This is a genomic window from Bacillus sp. FSL K6-0138, assembly GCF_037982765.1.
GTDB classification, from domain to species: Bacteria; Bacillota; Bacilli; order Bacillales; family Bacillaceae; genus Bacillus; species Bacillus glycinifermentans.
Genome location: NZ_CP150286.1, coordinates 534,487 through 549,201, shown reverse-complemented (window position 1 = coordinate 549,201; position 14,715 = coordinate 534,487). Strand labels below are relative to the sequence as shown.

The following is a 14,715-nucleotide window of genomic DNA, read 5'->3' as shown; positions in this document are numbered from 1 at the left end:
AAATTAAATTTATTGTGAAAATTAAAACTTTAGGAGATGTAAAACATGAAGGTCGTTAAATTTGGCGGCAGTTCGTTAGCAACCGGCGCTCAGCTTGAAAAGGTTTTTGACATCGTCGCACAAGATCCAAAGCGGAGAGCTGTCGTCGTATCAGCGCCGGGGAAACGGCATGCAGCAGACACGAAAGTAACCGATCTGCTTATCGCCTGTGCCGAACGGTATTTATCAAAAGGGGAGGCGCCTGAGCTGGTTGAAGAAATCGTCGGACGGTACGCCGATATTGCGCTGGAAGTCGGACTCGGAAATGAAGTCATCGGCCTGATCCGCTCCGATTTGCTCCGCCTGCTTCAAAGCGATAAACAGAGCCCGGAACGCTTTATCGATGCGATCAAAGCGAGCGGTGAAGACAATAACGCCAAACTGGTCGCGGCTTATTTCCGCCATCGCGGAGTTGAAGCCCATTATGTCAATCCGAAAGACGCAGGCCTTTTCGTAACGAGTGAACCGGGAAACGCCCAGGTGCTGCCAGAATCGTATGATAATCTGTTTCAGCTCAGACAAGAGCTGGGCATTATCGTATTTCCCGGATTCTTCGGCTTTAATGAGGAAGGCGAAGTGATTACGTTTTCTCGGAGCGGTTCAGATATTACGGGCTCGATTTTGGCGAACGGCTTAAAAGCGGAACTGTACGAAAACTTCACGGACGTTGATGCGGTCTACACGGTCAATCCTTCGATCGTTCCGCATCCGAAAGAGATCCGCGAACTGACATACAGAGAAATGCGCGAGCTGTCCTACGCCGGCTTTTCCGTCTTTCATGATGAAGCGCTAATTCCCGCTTTCCGCGCGAACATACCGGTGCAGATCAAAAATACGAACAATCCGTCTGCAGAAGGGACAAGAGTCGTCACAAAGCGCGACAACACGAACGGTCCGGTCGTCGGCATCGCCAGTGACAGCGGCTTTTGCAGCATATACATCAGCAAATATTTGATGAACCGCGAAATCGGATTCGGACGCCGCGTCCTTCAGATTCTTGAAGACGACGGACTGACATACGAACATATCCCGTCAGGCATCGACGACATGACGATTATTTTAAGACAGAACCAGATGGATGATACGATCGAAAACCGGATCATTAAGCGGATCAAGGATGAATTGGACGCCGATGAAGTGACGGTTGAGCACAACATTGCCCTGGTCATGGTCGTCGGTGAAGCGATGCGCCACAACGTCGGAACAACGGCAAGGGCGGCAAAAGCTCTGTCTGACGCTCACGTCAACATCGAAATGATCAATCAGGGCTCATCTGAGGTCAGCATGATGTTCGGCGTCAAAGAAGCCCAGGAAAAACAGGCCGTCCACGCTTTATACCAGGAATTTTTCGCCAAAGTGCTTGTCTGAAAAACCCCTTTTTATGGGGTTTTTTTGTTGTCAGAAAATATTCCGCCCCCATTTAAAATCTCTTGAAAAGGCCCGATATATAAAATAAATAAATGACGGGGGCAACAAACATGAATCTACTTAAAAATATCAAAATCAGGGGTAAACTGTTTATCATCATCCTGCTATCTGCGATTGCCCTGTTAATCGTCGGCCTTCAGGGCATAAACGGCCTCAACAAAATTTCAAAGGGATCTGAGGCCATTTATCAGGGGCAATTAGTCCCCAACCAATTATTTTCGAAGCTGAGGGCAAACAACCTTGAAATAGATGCGAACAATTTCGAACTGATGGTAACCGAAGACGACAGCATCAATGATCAGCTTCAAAAAGACGTTGAGAAAAAAAAACGAAGAAAACAAAACCGCAATGGAGCAGATCGATAAGCTGGATTTGCCGGATAACGTAAAAGAAAAATACGAAACATTTAAATCAGAATATACGAAACTGCAAAATGCAAGCAACGACATGCTCAATTTGGCGATAGCAAATAAAAACAAGGAAGCGTACGCGTATTATTTAAAAAATGTGGAGCCGCAAAGAACGGCTGTCAATAAGCTGTTCGATGAGATTCAAACATTAAATTCCGAAAATGCAAAAACGAGATATCAGCAGGATACGAAAGAAGCAGGTTCGATTGTCATGCTGCTCATCATCGTGATTGCCGCAGCCCTTATCCTGTCCGTCACTTGCGGACTCCTGATGACAAGATTGATCGTCAGGCCGATTAAAGAGATTCAGAGATTATTTGCACAAACAGAGCAAGGCGATTTTACCGTCAAAGGAACGTATCAATCGAAGGATGAAGTGGGCATGCTGACGGCATCCTTTAACCAAATGGTAGCAGGTGTTCGCTCGATTATTGAAACGGTCGGCGAGACGTCCCATCAAGTGGCGGCTTCTTCTCAGCAGCTAAGCGCAAGCGCCGAGGAAAGCACAAAAGCGAGCGAATACATTTCCTCGACAATCCAGGAGCTTGCCTCAGGTTCTGAAAAACAGGCAGAAAGCGTTGAAAGCAGCAGAACCATCATTAAAGGGATGACCGAATTCGCCGGAAGAATTTCCTCCAATGCTGAAAAAGCCGCTTCAACAGCAGGCGAATCGGCGCAGATGTCAATCGAGGGAACGAAAGCAATCGAAAAAGTCGGCGCTCAAATGACGTCGATCAATGAAACGGTCGTCTCCCTCTCGGAAGCGTTTAAGCATTTGTCAGATCGCTCAGATGAAATCGGCAAGATTACCGAAGTGATTACGAGCATCGCCGAACAAACGAATTTGCTGGCGTTAAACGCGGCAATTGAAGCGGCAAGAGCAGGCGAACAAGGGAAAGGGTTCGCCGTCGTGGCGGATGAAGTCAGAAAGCTTGCCGAGCAGTCGGCCCACTCCGCAGAACAGATCACTAAATTGATCGCCATCATTCAGAATGATACAAAAGAGACGATGAATACCGTCATTTCGGCAACAGGCGAAGTCAAGGAAGGGCTTGTCGTCGTCAATGAAGCAGGCGGCGCTTTCCGGAAAATCGAGAGTTCGATTAAAGAAGCGGTTGCCCAAATCAACGATGTTACAGCTTTAGTAAGAAACCTGACAGCCGGTACAAACGAAATTGAAACAGCGATTTCCGGCGTACAGGAAGTGGCCGAAACAGCGGCCGAAAGCACGCAAACGGTCAGTGCAGCGACACAGGAGCAGCTTGCTTCAATGGAAGAAATCGCATCTTCCGCACAAATTCTCGCGCAAAACGCCGAAGAATTGCAGCACTTAATCGAGAAATTCAAAATCAAAGACTAAAAGAAAGAAGCCGCCTTTCATGCAAGGCGGCTTCCTTTTTAATCATCATCCCTTAATGTCAGCGGCAGGCGAATCACAAATTTCGTTCCTTTGTTTTTCTCGCTCGTAAGCTCCACTGTTCCTTGATGAAGGGCAACGAGCTGTCTGACGATCGACAGACCGAGCCCGTATTCTCCATAAGGCGTGTTCGTCCGCGACAGATCCGCTTTGTAAAAACGGTCCCAAATGCTTTCGATATCCTTTTCATCAATGCCGATTCCGGTATCCTCTATTTCGATCACCGTTTCCTTGTAGTCTTCCCATCCTCTCAGCCAAACGGTTCCATTCGTTGTGAATTGAATGCTGTTTTTCGTGATGTTGACGAGAATTTGGATCAGCCTGTCATAGTCCGCATGCACCATTACATGCTCCCCCACGTCAAGTATCAGTTTGTCGTTTTTTTCCTCCGCTTGAATCGCCAGCTGTTCTTTGATGATTTCAAATACCTCGATCAGCGGATAATGCAGCTTATTCAGCGTAATCTGGTTGGAGCGGATTTTCTCGTAATCGAGATTTTCGTTGACAAGGCGGATGAGCCGTTTCGTCTCTTCCGTAATCAGCTTCAGGCATTTTTCCTGCTGATTTTCCGGAATGGTCCGGCTGTTCAGCCCTTCCACCAAACCGCTGATCGTCGTGAGTGGCGTCTTTAATTCGTGGGACACATCTGTGATAAACTGCCGTCTCCGTTTCTCAAGCCGGTCGATTTCTTCGCTTGAGCTCTTTAATTTCTGTGCCATGACGTTAAAGTCTGCGCCGAGATCGCCGATTTCGTCCATATTGCGGTTTTCGATATGGATGTTATAGTCGCCCGCCGCCACCTTTTTCGTCGCGTCGCGCAGCTTTTGGATGCGGCCGACGTGGAATTTTGACGTCAGCCAGCTCAAAAGGAAAGCAAGCAGGATGACGCCTGCCGCCGTACACAGCATAAACCGGTTCATTTGGCTGATCATTTCTTCCGTGCCGCTGATCGGAGCCGTAAGCAGGATGCCTCCCTGGAACTCATTGTTGACGAAGTTCGGGAGCGCTACGACCGAGACTTCCTGATTAAAGCGCTGCAGGTCGGTTTTGACGACGACCGGCTTTCCTTCCTTCAGCTCTTTCCACTCTTCATCTTTCAGCAGCAATTTTCGCGGCCGCAAGTGGTCGGGAGTCATCAAGACCTCTTTTTTTGCATTGAAAAGAAAGAAATTGATCTGCCTGCTTTTTAAAATTTCGGCAAAAGGCTTCATGATCGGCTGATCTCCGGGAGGATGCTCTTCCATTTCCCCCATGATGCGGTAGCCGTAGGTTGTCAGCTCGCTGACTTTGCTCTGGTAGGCGAAATCTTTGACAAAGTGCGAAAACACCGCGCCCGTGATCGCGAAAGCCAGAATTAAAATACTGATGTGGCTGGTCAGCAGCTGATAAATATACTTAATCCTCATCAAACTTGTACCCTACTCCCCAAACGGTGTACAGAAAAGGCCGCGAATCGCTGCCGAGCTTTTTTCTCAGCCGTTTAATATGAACGTCAACGGTCCGCTCATCCCCGTAAAATTGGTAGCCCCACACTTGCTCAAGCAGCTGCTCCCTTGAAAAAACCTGTTTCGGGCTTTGCACCATATAATACAATAAATCAAATTCCTTAGGCGTCAGGTTCTTGATTTGTTCACCGTTTAAAAAGACCTCTCTCGTTTTTTTGTTGATTTGAAAGCATTCGGTTTCAAGAATGTCCGGATCAGCGGCGGCCGCTTGCTGCTCTGTGCTTTGATACCGTCTGCTGACCGCTTTGATTCTGGCCACGAGCGCCAGCGGGCTGAACGGCTTCGTCACATAATCGTCGGCGCCGAGTTCAAAGCCGAGCACCTGGTCAGATTCCGTATCCTTTGCCGTCAGCATAATAATCGGTACGGTGCTTTCTTCCCTGACCTTTTTGCAGATCGTGACGCCGTCCATTGACGGCAGCATCAAATCGATGATCAGCAAATCCCACTTGTCCGATTTAAATCGGTTATATCCCTCAAGTCCGTCATGGACGAATTCCGTCTCAAATCCTTCTTTCGCAAAAAACATTTCCGTCATTGTACATACGCTTAGATTATCTTCGATCATTAATATTTTCATGTAAATGCGCCTCCGCTAGACAACGTTAGATTCATTTTACACACGGCTCTCCTATTTCTCAATTCCTTGGCAAACATTTAAAAGACCGGCAACAGTTTGGTCATAATTTTTTCATAAGTACTGACTAATATGAAATCAGTAAGGCAAAAGTCCTGACGTTTTAATTTAAGTGATTCATAAACATATCAATATGGAGGAATAAATGATCATGAATTTTTTCAAACGCGCCTTTTGGAGCATGAAAGCGAAGAAAGGAAAAACACTGTTACAATTATTTGTCTTTACGATGATTTGCGTTTTGGTGCTTACGGGGCTTACGATCCAGTCAGCCGCCACAAAATCGGGCGAACTGGCAAGAGAACAGCTGGGGGGCAGCGTTACCCTGAAGGTTGACAGGGAAAAAATGATGCAAAAACAACAGAAGTCAGGGGAAAAACAACGATTTGAATCGACTCCGGTTTCCGTCAAATCAGCTAAAAAACTCGCAAGCCTTGACCATGTCAAAAGCTATAATTTCATCTCATCAACGTCTGCTTTAGCGGAAAATTTCGATCCGATTGAAACTGGCAGCAGCGATTCTGATTCATCTGATGCAAACAGCGGCCAGCAGTCTGCCGGGCCTGGCGGCAATGGGCAGGGCGGGCAAAAGATGATGCAGGCCGATGTATCGATCGAAGGTGTTACAAGCACATCTTTAGTCGACGATTTTTCTGACGGCACATCAAAAATCACGAAAGGGCGCGCTTTAACGAATGATGACGTGAATAAAAAAGTCGCCGTGATCGAAAAAAACCTTGCCGAAGAAAACGATTTGACAGTCGGGGACACGATCAAAGTCAAAGCAAGTACGGACGAAAACACAACGATCAAATTGAAAATCGTAGGAATTTACAAAACGACGGCTTCAGGTGACAACCAGGCGCAAAACTTCTCGTTTTTGAATCCGTACAACAAGATCTACACGCCGTATACAGCCGCATCGGCTTTAAAAGGAGACAACTATAAAAACGCGATTGACGAAGCCGTTTACAACATGGACGACGCTTCCAATATCGACTCTTTCATTGCGGCTGCCAAGAAAACAGGCATCGATTTGGACACATTCACATTGGATGCAAACGATCAATTATATCAGCAGATGGTCGGTCCTATCGAAAACGTAGCTTCATTCTCTAAAAATGTCGTCTATCTCGTCACGATTGCAGGAGCGGTGATACTCGGTTTGATCGTCATGATGTCGATCAGAGAAAGAAAGTATGAAATGGGCGTCTTAATGGCGATCGGCGAGAAACGCTGGAAGCTGATCGGCCAATTTTTGACCGAAATCTTGATGATCGCAAGTATAGCAGTCGCCCTCTCGGCATTGACCGGCAATTTTATCGCGGGTCAAATCGGGAATCAGCTCCTGGCCCAGCAGCTTGAGCAATCGTCGGACACCCAGACTGCAAGCGGAATGACCGGCCCCGGCAGCGGTATGCCGGGCGGTGGCGGCTTATTCGGCCAAAGCCCGGCTCAAGCCGAAGCCATTGACCAGCTCAACATTCAAGTATCGGTCGGAGATTTAATGGCGCTTGGGGGCATCGGCCTACTCATCGCCGTATTCGCAACATTGCTGCCATCGATATCCGTTTTGCGGTTCCATCCGAAAACGATTTTAACAAAACACGAATAGAAGGAAGGGAACATCATGGACAATATTTTAGAATTTAAAGATGTTTGTTATTGGTATAAAAATCAGGATCAGACGCTGTTTGAAAACGTCAATATCGGGTTTAAACAAGGGCGGTTTTACACGATTGTCGGAACTTCCGGTTCCGGCAAAACCACCTTTTTGTCCCTTGCCGGGGGGCTTGATGTTCCGAAAGAAGGAGAAATCCTCTATAAAGGCCGGAGCATTTCTAAGATGGGGCTCACCCATTTCCGCAATCAGCATGTTTCAATCGTATTTCAATCGTACAACCTTCTGCCTTATATGACGGCTCTGCAAAACATCACATCAGCGATGGAGATTACGGGATCGCAAATCAAAAACAAAGATCAATACGCATTGGACATGCTTGAGAAAGTCGGCATCAGCGAAGAAAAGGCGCGGCAAAAAGTGCTGACGCTGAGCGGCGGCCAGCAGCAGCGGGTGTCAATTATCCGCGCATTCTGCTGTGACTCCGATTTGATCGTCGCCGATGAACCGACGGGAAATCTGGATGAAGACACATCAAAAGACATCGTTAAGCTGTTTCAACACCTGGCCCATCAGGAAAACAAATGCGTGATCATGGTCACCCATGACGAACAAATCGCCAAGGTGTCAGATGTCAACATCAGACTATCAAGAGGCAGTTTCACGATCAAAGAGCGAAAAACTGCCGGATAAAGGCCGCGGCCGCATGTTGCTTGACTGCGGTTACCTGCATATACCCGCTTTCTTCCTTTATGAACGGCGGCGTCCTCAAGTGACGCCGCCGCTTTTTTTATGCGGCAAAGGCTTCCGCCGCCGCAAGCATGTAATAGGAAAGCCCGGTTTGCTCGTTTTCGAGCACGCTCCGATGAAAATCGTCTTCTACGAAAAAGCGCGCCTGCATCTGAAAATCGGCCACCGATATTCCTAAAAAGCCAATGTGCCGTTTGATCGATTCCTGGACTTGCCTGTGATCGTGCTTCAGCCCCGATCTGAGCGCATCTGCCATCCCGCTCATAAACCGGCTCGCTTCCGCGGCCTTTTCATTCATCTCTTCCGCATCGATCGGCTTTTCCGTCAATACATCGTAATCGTACGTCTCCTGTAAATATTGATTCTGCTCCTTTAGCGCATCCTCCCACTCTTCTCTGCTTGAAAATCCTTTAAACATTTGCGATTGATCCATAGCTTCTCCTTTCCGGGTGTGCCTGATCGATTCCTCAATCGTCTGAATGAGCTGCTGCATTCTTTTCTGCTTCGCAAGAAAAAGCTTTTTTTGCCCGTTCAAAACCGTCAGTCGATCAGCATCACCATCCAGCATTTGTTTAATGTCCTTCAGAGGAAATTCCAGCTCCCGGTAAAACAAAATCTCCTGAAGCCGCTCCAGCTCTTTCCTTCCATACAGGCGATAGCCGGCTTCCGTCACCTTGCATGGATATAAAAGGCCGATTTTGTGATAATGATACAGCGTTTTGATCGTGACGTTTGCCATTTCCGCCATCTGTTTTACCGAATAGAGCACATGAAATCACCTCGTTTGTTTATGGTAAAGGGTGCCCTAAGGTCAGGGTCAATGCTTTGCGCTTTTTTTATTTTTGCGTTTTTTAGCAAGCGCAATGAGGCAAATCAAAGCCGGCAGAATGATTTGCATCGGCAAATGGACGTATACAGGGACAAAACTGATTCCTTCTTTAATGTGTTCGGAAATGTTGCTGGCAATGGAAGCCGATAAAAGCAAAATGACGATGCCGACCACATGAACGGCTTTTGACGGCTTCTTCAATTTGAATAATGTAGAAAGCCCTTCAGTAACGGCATATATAAAAACACCCATCTTAAAGAATCCGCCAATCACGAGGACAAGCATGAAAAATACATCAAGTCTGTCCAAAAATTCTGCGACTTGTATCGTTTGGATCGTGCTCAGCAAAGGAAACCGCGAACGTTTATTGAGATCAACGCCGAGCACGCTGATGTTGATGGCTACATTGAGCGCCAAAAGAAAACCGCTGATGGCGATCGCCGACAATCCGGTTTTTTTGACCTTTTTCGGCTCATTGACAAAAGGAAGGATTAATGTCAAGACTATGATTTCGCCAAACGGAAAAAACAATGTTTGCGTAAACACGGCATGCAGGACAGGCCCCGGCCCGTTTCCCAGGACGGGCATCAGTTCATACGGTTTGATCAAACCGGAACTGACAATCAAAATGAAGCCTATTGCCGATATCACAAACATGACCCCAAATAACAGCTCCCCTGCACGGGCAAGCACTTCAATCCCCTTTCGCACGGTATAAATGCATACCGCGATTAACATTCCGTTGACAAAAAGGAGCGGTGTGTTCGAATAGGCAGATGTTAACACCATTTCGCCAAAATCCCGCAAAATCCTCGCCGCAATATATGCATAATAAATAATATAGAGAAAAGACACCGCCCAGCCGATCGGTTTTCCGAGAACCTTAAACATCGATTCGTAAGCCGTTGACTTGGGATCAAACTGATAAAAATAATGATGCATCAAAAACAGGACGAGACCGCCGGCAGTCCCGCCCAAAATTGCAATCCAGGCATCCTGTTCGGCAGATTGTCCGGGGATAACCAAAAGAGAACTGCCCAGTTCAAACAAAATGATCAATACGAACAGCTGCTTTGCACTGATTTTTGCCTTCTCCATTTCGCACGCCCTCCTTTTCTTCCCGTCAGCTTCCTTTCAAAATGCTTGGATTGCTTCTTAACCCGGTTCTCCGGACATACGCGTTTACTGTAATATCGACATCCAAATCGGGAAAATACTGATCAGCCCACTGGTGTTCGATTTTTTTCCATACCTCCGGGTAGCGTCTGTATACAACATCGCCGAATTGAAGGACATCTGTTTTATGTTGCTGGACAAGCTTGACGGTATCCTGCAATTCCTTCTTTAATTTGTCTGACGCTTTTTTTTCGATTTCATTAAGCACTTTCGGATCGTCCAAAAGAACCGGCACTGTCGTTTCTCCGACATCTCCCTCCATATTGACGTATACGGATATGGCCGGCTGATTATTTTTGAGCTTCGCTTCTACTTTCGTGTTTTGCCGAATGACGTCGAATGTAAGGGAGTCCTTTTTATTCATCAAATCGATCGTAAGATAGGATTGACGCACCTTATTCCGCAGCCATAAGACGCCCCTTGCATTCTGTCCTTCAAGCCAATCGGCAAGTTTTCCTTCCTTAAAAACGGCCAGGCCGTTTGCTTCAATCTGCGCCTCCGGATCGGTAGACTGAATGCTTTCCATCTTAGGCGCTTTCTTCTTGCTGCCGGTCAGCTTAAAAGAGGAAATGACCTGATGCCTCGATTGAGACGTTATGCATTTGAGCACATCCTGAATGCTTGTTTTAAAATGCTCTCCCAATTGCTGTTCTGTAAACTGCAGCGTTTTGTTGATTTTATTTGCCGGGATTTTATCAATCGGCGTCAGGGCTTTGATCAAATCTTTCGCCTTTGCGCCGTGGGCGATAACGATCGTTGACGTCGTCCGAAAATTCGTGTCGCGGTCGAGTATATCGAGTATTTTGACGAGGCCCTCGTCTTTCGCCAGATCTTCATCAACAACAACGAGATTTGTATGCGAATAATACAGTTCCCGCGAAATTCTAGTTGAAGCATGGCGGCTGATTTCGGTCAAATTGTTGCCGGGCACAGTGATTGTTGTAATGGGGGGCCGGTCCCCTCCTTGGCCGCCTTGGAGACCGCCCGTCACGCTGATCGGATTGACAACCTGAAACGTCGCTTCATACTTTGTGTTTTCTCCCTTATCAACCCCGAGGGCGGAGATGAGCGCCAGGTCTGTCAGCTCTCTTTTGTCCCAGCATCCTTGAAGAAGGAAAACGGCTGTCACGATCAGCAACATTTTAATGCTGCGTTTCATTTCCATCACCCTTTGGCTGCTTTGCCTTCATGCTCCGGTCATCCGGAGGCTCCGGTTTTTGATCGTTCCCTTGACGGAGCTTATTGTCGTTGCCAAGCAGTTCCGGCCTTTTCTCATGCGTCCACCAGGGCGTCCGGAAAATTGCGTCTCCCCAATTTTTGGGAATAAACGGCGCAAACGGCGTCATATAAGGAACACCGAAGGAACGAATGCTGCTTAAATGGACAAACATGAAGATCAATCCGAGAATAATGCCGTAAAACCCTGTCGCCGCCGCGGCTATTATGAATAAAAAGCGAATTATCCGGGCGGAAATGGCCATTGCAAACGCCGGCGTCGCAAAGCTGGATATTGCCGTAATCGCCACGACAATGACCATTGCAGGGGAGACGATTCCGGCCTGCACCGCCGCTTGTCCGATGACGATGGCGCCGACGATCGACACAGCAGAGCCGATCGCCTTTGGTAGCCGGATGCCCGCTTCGCGCAATATCTCAAAGGAAATTTCCATGATCAAAGCCTCCACAACGGCCGGAAACGGAACGATTTCGCGCTGGGCGGCAATGACGATCAAGAGCTCCGTCGGAATCATCTCCTGGTGAAACGTTGTAGCTCCTACATAAACGGCGGGAGCGATCAACGATATAAAGAAAATGAGAACGCGTAAAAATCGGATAAATGTCGCAATATCAAAACGGGAATAGTAATCTTCGACAGATTGAAAAAACTGAATGAATACCGCGGGAACGAGCAAAACGAACGGCGTTCCGTCAACAAAAATCGCGATCCTTCCCTCAAGCAGATTCCCCGCGACCATATCAGGCCGTTCGGTGTGATAAATCGTCGGAAATGTCGTGAATGGGACATCCTCGATCAGCTGTTCGATATAGCCCGATTCAAGGATGCTGTCCATTTCAATTCCTTCGAGCCTTTTTTTGACTTCTTTCACCGTTTTTTCATTGCAGATCCCGTTGATGTACATGATCGCAACGTCGGTTTTCGTTACGCTCCCCATGTTCATTTTTTCGACCCAGAGGTTTGGATTTTTGATGATTTTTCTGACAAGCGATATGTTTGTATCAAGCGATTCGATAAACCCTTCGCGCGACCCGCGAAACGCCCGCTGGTTTTCAGGCTCGTTGATGGAGCGCTTTTCTCCCCCTTTTGTACTGGCGATTATCGCGCTCTGGGTTCGATCCACAAAAATGACGGTATCCCCGGCCATCAGCGAATTGAGTACCGCGGAAAAGCTCGTTTTCTGCTTTACACCGCCCAGTGAAACGGAGTCGGCGGAAATACAATTGATGACTTCCTGTCCTGTCTCTTTTTCATTTAGTTTCTCGGAGTTTGTAATTGATTCAATGAGAAATTCATGAATCGTCTTTTCATCCGCAATGCCCCCCACATAAACAATGGCCGTCTCTATTTTCGATTCGGCGCCGGTCTTCAGCCTGCGGATCACGATATCTGAGCTGTTTCCCGTTAATTCTTTTATAAGATTAAGATTGTCAGCAAGTGAATAACGGACATCGCCTGCAACATGGTCGTTTTCCGGCGTTTTGTCCCCGTTCATAAGAGATTCACGTTTTTGTTTCGCTTGATAACGGCCTTTAAAAAAGAATGGCATGGCTGACAGAATCCCCTTTTCTCTTGTTTTTCGTATTTTTCCTAACAACAGATCATTTATACCCGCTTAAGTGTATAGCGCTTCGTAAAAACAGAGAAAATAACGTGGAACGGAGAGTGGTGTTTATGAAAGTCATCGGGATCGGGGTTTTGCTGTTCATCTGCTTAATGACGTTTTCCATCGTGCTCGATTTTTATCAGGGGATGACGCTGCATGAGGCGGTGGTTAATAATATGTCGTTTACCACTTTGGAATTGGGAGAATATGTGATCATTCTTTTCTATTTTTTGATTCTTGTAGCAGCAGCGATTTTGAACGGCAGAAAAAAGAAAAAAAGGACATAAAAAAACGGGCTCCCTTCGTAAAGGGAGCCTTGTTTTTCATACGACTATGTTTCCTTTTACGACATCTGTCTGATGACTGTGAATCGTCCCTTTCACAACCGTGTTTCCGATAATTCCCGATTGTGTTGAGGCATCGGTTTGGATGGCTGTGATTCCGTCTGCCGAACGGCTGTGGATGGTATTGTTCATGATGAGGGATCCTGTTGACTGGCTGATGTAGAGGATGATGGCCGGCCTTTCCTCTCTGATGAGGGAAACGGTATTGCCGATGAATTCATGCGTTCCAAGCGTCATATAAATCGTCACGACAAGAGGAGAATCTTTAATCATATTGCCGAATATTTTCGTTTCCTTTTCCGTCGAGCAATAGATCGCAAAATTTTTAAAACCGGTGATGATGTTATTCTGAATGACGGCGGAAGCCCGGTCTGTGACCGATAATGAATAGGATTCCGGCACGATTTGAAACGAGGCCGGTGAAATGAAATTGCCTTCGATAACCGCGTTCCCCTGTGAGATCCAGACCCCTCTTGAAAACAATTTGATGACGTTTTGTTTCAATTGCACGTCTTCGCCCGAGCTTCTTACCGCAAGAATGACGTTAGTAATAGTGTTATTGGAAAAGGTGATGCGGTCTGACTGAGTGACGCTGAAGCCGACGCTTTTCTTTTTTTCCGTCACGCCGTTTTCGATGTCATTTCCTTCAATGAAAACCTGTGATGCCGCATAAACCGAGATCCCCGCATTTTCAAAATCGGTTATCTTATTGCCTGAGACAAGAACGTTTTTGCCGCGGATATCCATGCCCGTCGAAAAGCCGGTGATCAAATTTCCTTTAATCACAGCATCACGGTCTTCCCCCAAAGTATCTGTTCCCAGCCCGGCAATGCCCGTTTTCGGCCGCGCAGCATCCTGATTGTTTTCCAAAATGTTGCCGGCAATGATCGTCTTGGCCCCGTATCCATAGGAAATGGTGCCGTCCGCGTGGTTTCCTTCTATTACCACAGAGGCTCCGTTAAAATTGGCGATCGCGCTGTTTACATTGCCTTTGAAGACGTTATTTCGAATGGTGACATTAACGGGTTTTTCATAGACGACAGATCCTTCACTGTAACCTTCGATATCGATGCCGAACCGCGGGGCCGTGCCGTTTCCTGTCCCTGCATCCTCAATGTTGCACCCTTCAACCAGTACGCCGTCACAGCCCGTGATCGAGATGTTGTTCCTGCGGGAGCGGCTGATGTTGCAATTCCGCACCGTCACGTCCATTGAAGGTTTGTAGCCTTGACCGCCGGCGCTGATGATGATGCCGTCACCGGTAAAATCGGCTAGTCTCACGTTTTCGATCAGCACATGTGACGCTCCCTCGACACAGATGCCGAACCCCCACTCATGCGTCGGCCTCGGTGTTGGCGTATAAGTGTGCTCATCCCTGTCTCCGATGATTGCGCCTCCGGATATTTTGACGTTCGATTCACCGCCTATATAAAAGACAGAATATCCCCATGAACCGTTTGGCTTGACCTGCATGACCGCTTCGGCATCCATCTGAATTGCAATGCCGCTTGGTACATTGATTCCAGCGTTTCGAAACGGGAATGCAGAATCTCCGTTTTGCGTCGCATCAATCAAGTATGTTCCATTCGGTATCCATACTGTATGGATGCCCATAGACTTCGCCCATTTCAGACATTCGTTGATTGCGTTTGTGCAATCTGTCCTGCCGTCACCGACAGCGCCGAATTTTGTCACATCGGCGACCGCCATTGTCAT

13 protein-coding genes are annotated in these 14,715 nt (G+C 47.3%); 6 read left to right on the top strand and 7 right to left on the bottom strand.

Annotation, left to right across the window (positions count from 1 at the left end; all coding sequences use genetic code 11):
• The first annotated feature begins 45 nt into the window (after nt 1-45).
• From MHB78_RS02940 to MHB78_RS02930, 3 genes are all read left to right on the top strand, one after another.
• Nucleotides 46-1,407 carry an aspartate kinase gene (locus MHB78_RS02940; RefSeq protein ID WP_046131078.1) on the top strand — a complete coding sequence of 454 codons (1,362 nt, stop codon included), beginning with the start codon at nt 46-48 and terminating at the stop codon, nt 1,405-1,407.
• A 110-nt stretch (nt 1,408-1,517) separates the two neighbouring features.
• Nucleotides 1,518-1,832: an MCP four helix bundle domain-containing protein gene (locus tag MHB78_RS02935; RefSeq protein WP_340033505.1), complete on the top strand. Its 315-nt coding sequence runs from the start codon at nt 1,518-1,520 to the stop codon at nt 1,830-1,832.
• Entirely contained in the window at nt 1,762-3,237 is a 1,476-nt protein-coding gene (locus MHB78_RS02930) for a methyl-accepting chemotaxis protein (RefSeq protein ID WP_340033503.1), read from the top strand. The genes MHB78_RS02935 and MHB78_RS02930 overlap by 71 nt, the downstream gene beginning before the upstream one ends.
• A gap of 38 nt (nt 3,238-3,275) precedes the next feature.
• Here the strand turns inward: MHB78_RS02930 and MHB78_RS02925 are convergent, their stop codons facing one another.
• Together MHB78_RS02925 and MHB78_RS02920 are read right to left on the bottom strand one after the other, a co-directional pair.
• Complete coding sequence (locus MHB78_RS02925; RefSeq protein WP_046131080.1) at nt 3,276-4,700, bottom strand: HAMP domain-containing sensor histidine kinase; 1,425 nt, start codon at nt 4,698-4,700, stop codon at nt 3,276-3,278.
• A complete protein-coding gene (locus tag MHB78_RS02920; protein ID WP_046131081.1) occupies nt 4,690-5,379 on the bottom strand; it encodes a response regulator transcription factor in 690 nt (229 codons plus the stop codon). Before MHB78_RS02920 ends, MHB78_RS02925 begins: the two co-directional genes overlap by 11 nt.
• Nucleotides 5,380-5,587: 208 nt before the next feature.
• On the opposite strand from MHB78_RS02920, the gene MHB78_RS02915 reads away from it, so the two are divergent.
• Both MHB78_RS02915 and MHB78_RS02910 read left to right on the top strand, forming a co-directional pair.
• A complete protein-coding gene (locus tag MHB78_RS02915; RefSeq protein WP_046131092.1) occupies nt 5,588-7,051 on the top strand; it encodes an ABC transporter permease in 1,464 nt (487 codons plus the stop codon).
• Between the two features lie 15 nt (nt 7,052-7,066).
• Nucleotides 7,067-7,750, top strand: coding sequence for an ABC transporter ATP-binding protein (locus tag MHB78_RS02910; protein ID WP_046131082.1), 684 nt, complete (start codon nt 7,067-7,069; stop codon nt 7,748-7,750).
• Nucleotides 7,751-7,847: 97 nt separating this feature from the next.
• Here the strand turns inward: MHB78_RS02910 and MHB78_RS02905 are convergent, their stop codons facing one another.
• From MHB78_RS02905 to MHB78_RS02890, 4 genes are read right to left on the bottom strand one after another with little or no spacing between them, the layout of a single operon-like run.
• A complete protein-coding gene (locus tag MHB78_RS02905) occupies nt 7,848-8,576 on the bottom strand; it encodes a MerR family transcriptional regulator (protein ID WP_046131083.1) in 729 nt (242 codons plus the stop codon).
• Between the two features lie 48 nt (nt 8,577-8,624).
• Nucleotides 8,625-9,734: a GerAB/ArcD/ProY family transporter gene (locus tag MHB78_RS02900; protein WP_046131084.1), complete on the bottom strand. Its 1,110-nt coding sequence runs from the start codon at nt 9,732-9,734 to the stop codon at nt 8,625-8,627.
• A 25-nt stretch (nt 9,735-9,759) separates the two neighbouring features.
• Nucleotides 9,760-10,971 carry a Ger(x)C family spore germination protein gene (locus MHB78_RS02895; RefSeq protein ID WP_046131085.1) on the bottom strand — a complete coding sequence of 404 codons (1,212 nt, stop codon included), beginning with the start codon at nt 10,969-10,971 and terminating at the stop codon, nt 9,760-9,762.
• On the bottom strand, nt 10,955-12,544 hold the full coding sequence (locus MHB78_RS02890; RefSeq protein ID WP_231947470.1) for a spore germination protein: 1,590 nt from the start codon (nt 12,542-12,544) through the stop codon (nt 10,955-10,957). The genes MHB78_RS02895 and MHB78_RS02890 overlap by 17 nt, the downstream gene beginning before the upstream one ends.
• Nucleotides 12,545-12,702: 158 nt before the next feature.
• On the opposite strand from MHB78_RS02890, the gene MHB78_RS02885 reads away from it, so the two are divergent.
• On the top strand, nt 12,703-12,942 hold the full coding sequence (locus MHB78_RS02885; RefSeq protein WP_231947422.1) for a hypothetical protein: 240 nt from the start codon (nt 12,703-12,705) through the stop codon (nt 12,940-12,942).
• A gap of 36 nt (nt 12,943-12,978) precedes the next feature.
• On the opposite strand, the gene MHB78_RS02880 is transcribed toward MHB78_RS02885, so the two are convergent.
• Nucleotides 12,979-14,715 carry a right-handed parallel beta-helix repeat-containing protein gene (locus tag MHB78_RS02880; RefSeq protein WP_046131093.1) on the bottom strand — a complete coding sequence of 579 codons (1,737 nt, stop codon included), beginning with the start codon at nt 14,713-14,715 and terminating at the stop codon, nt 12,979-12,981.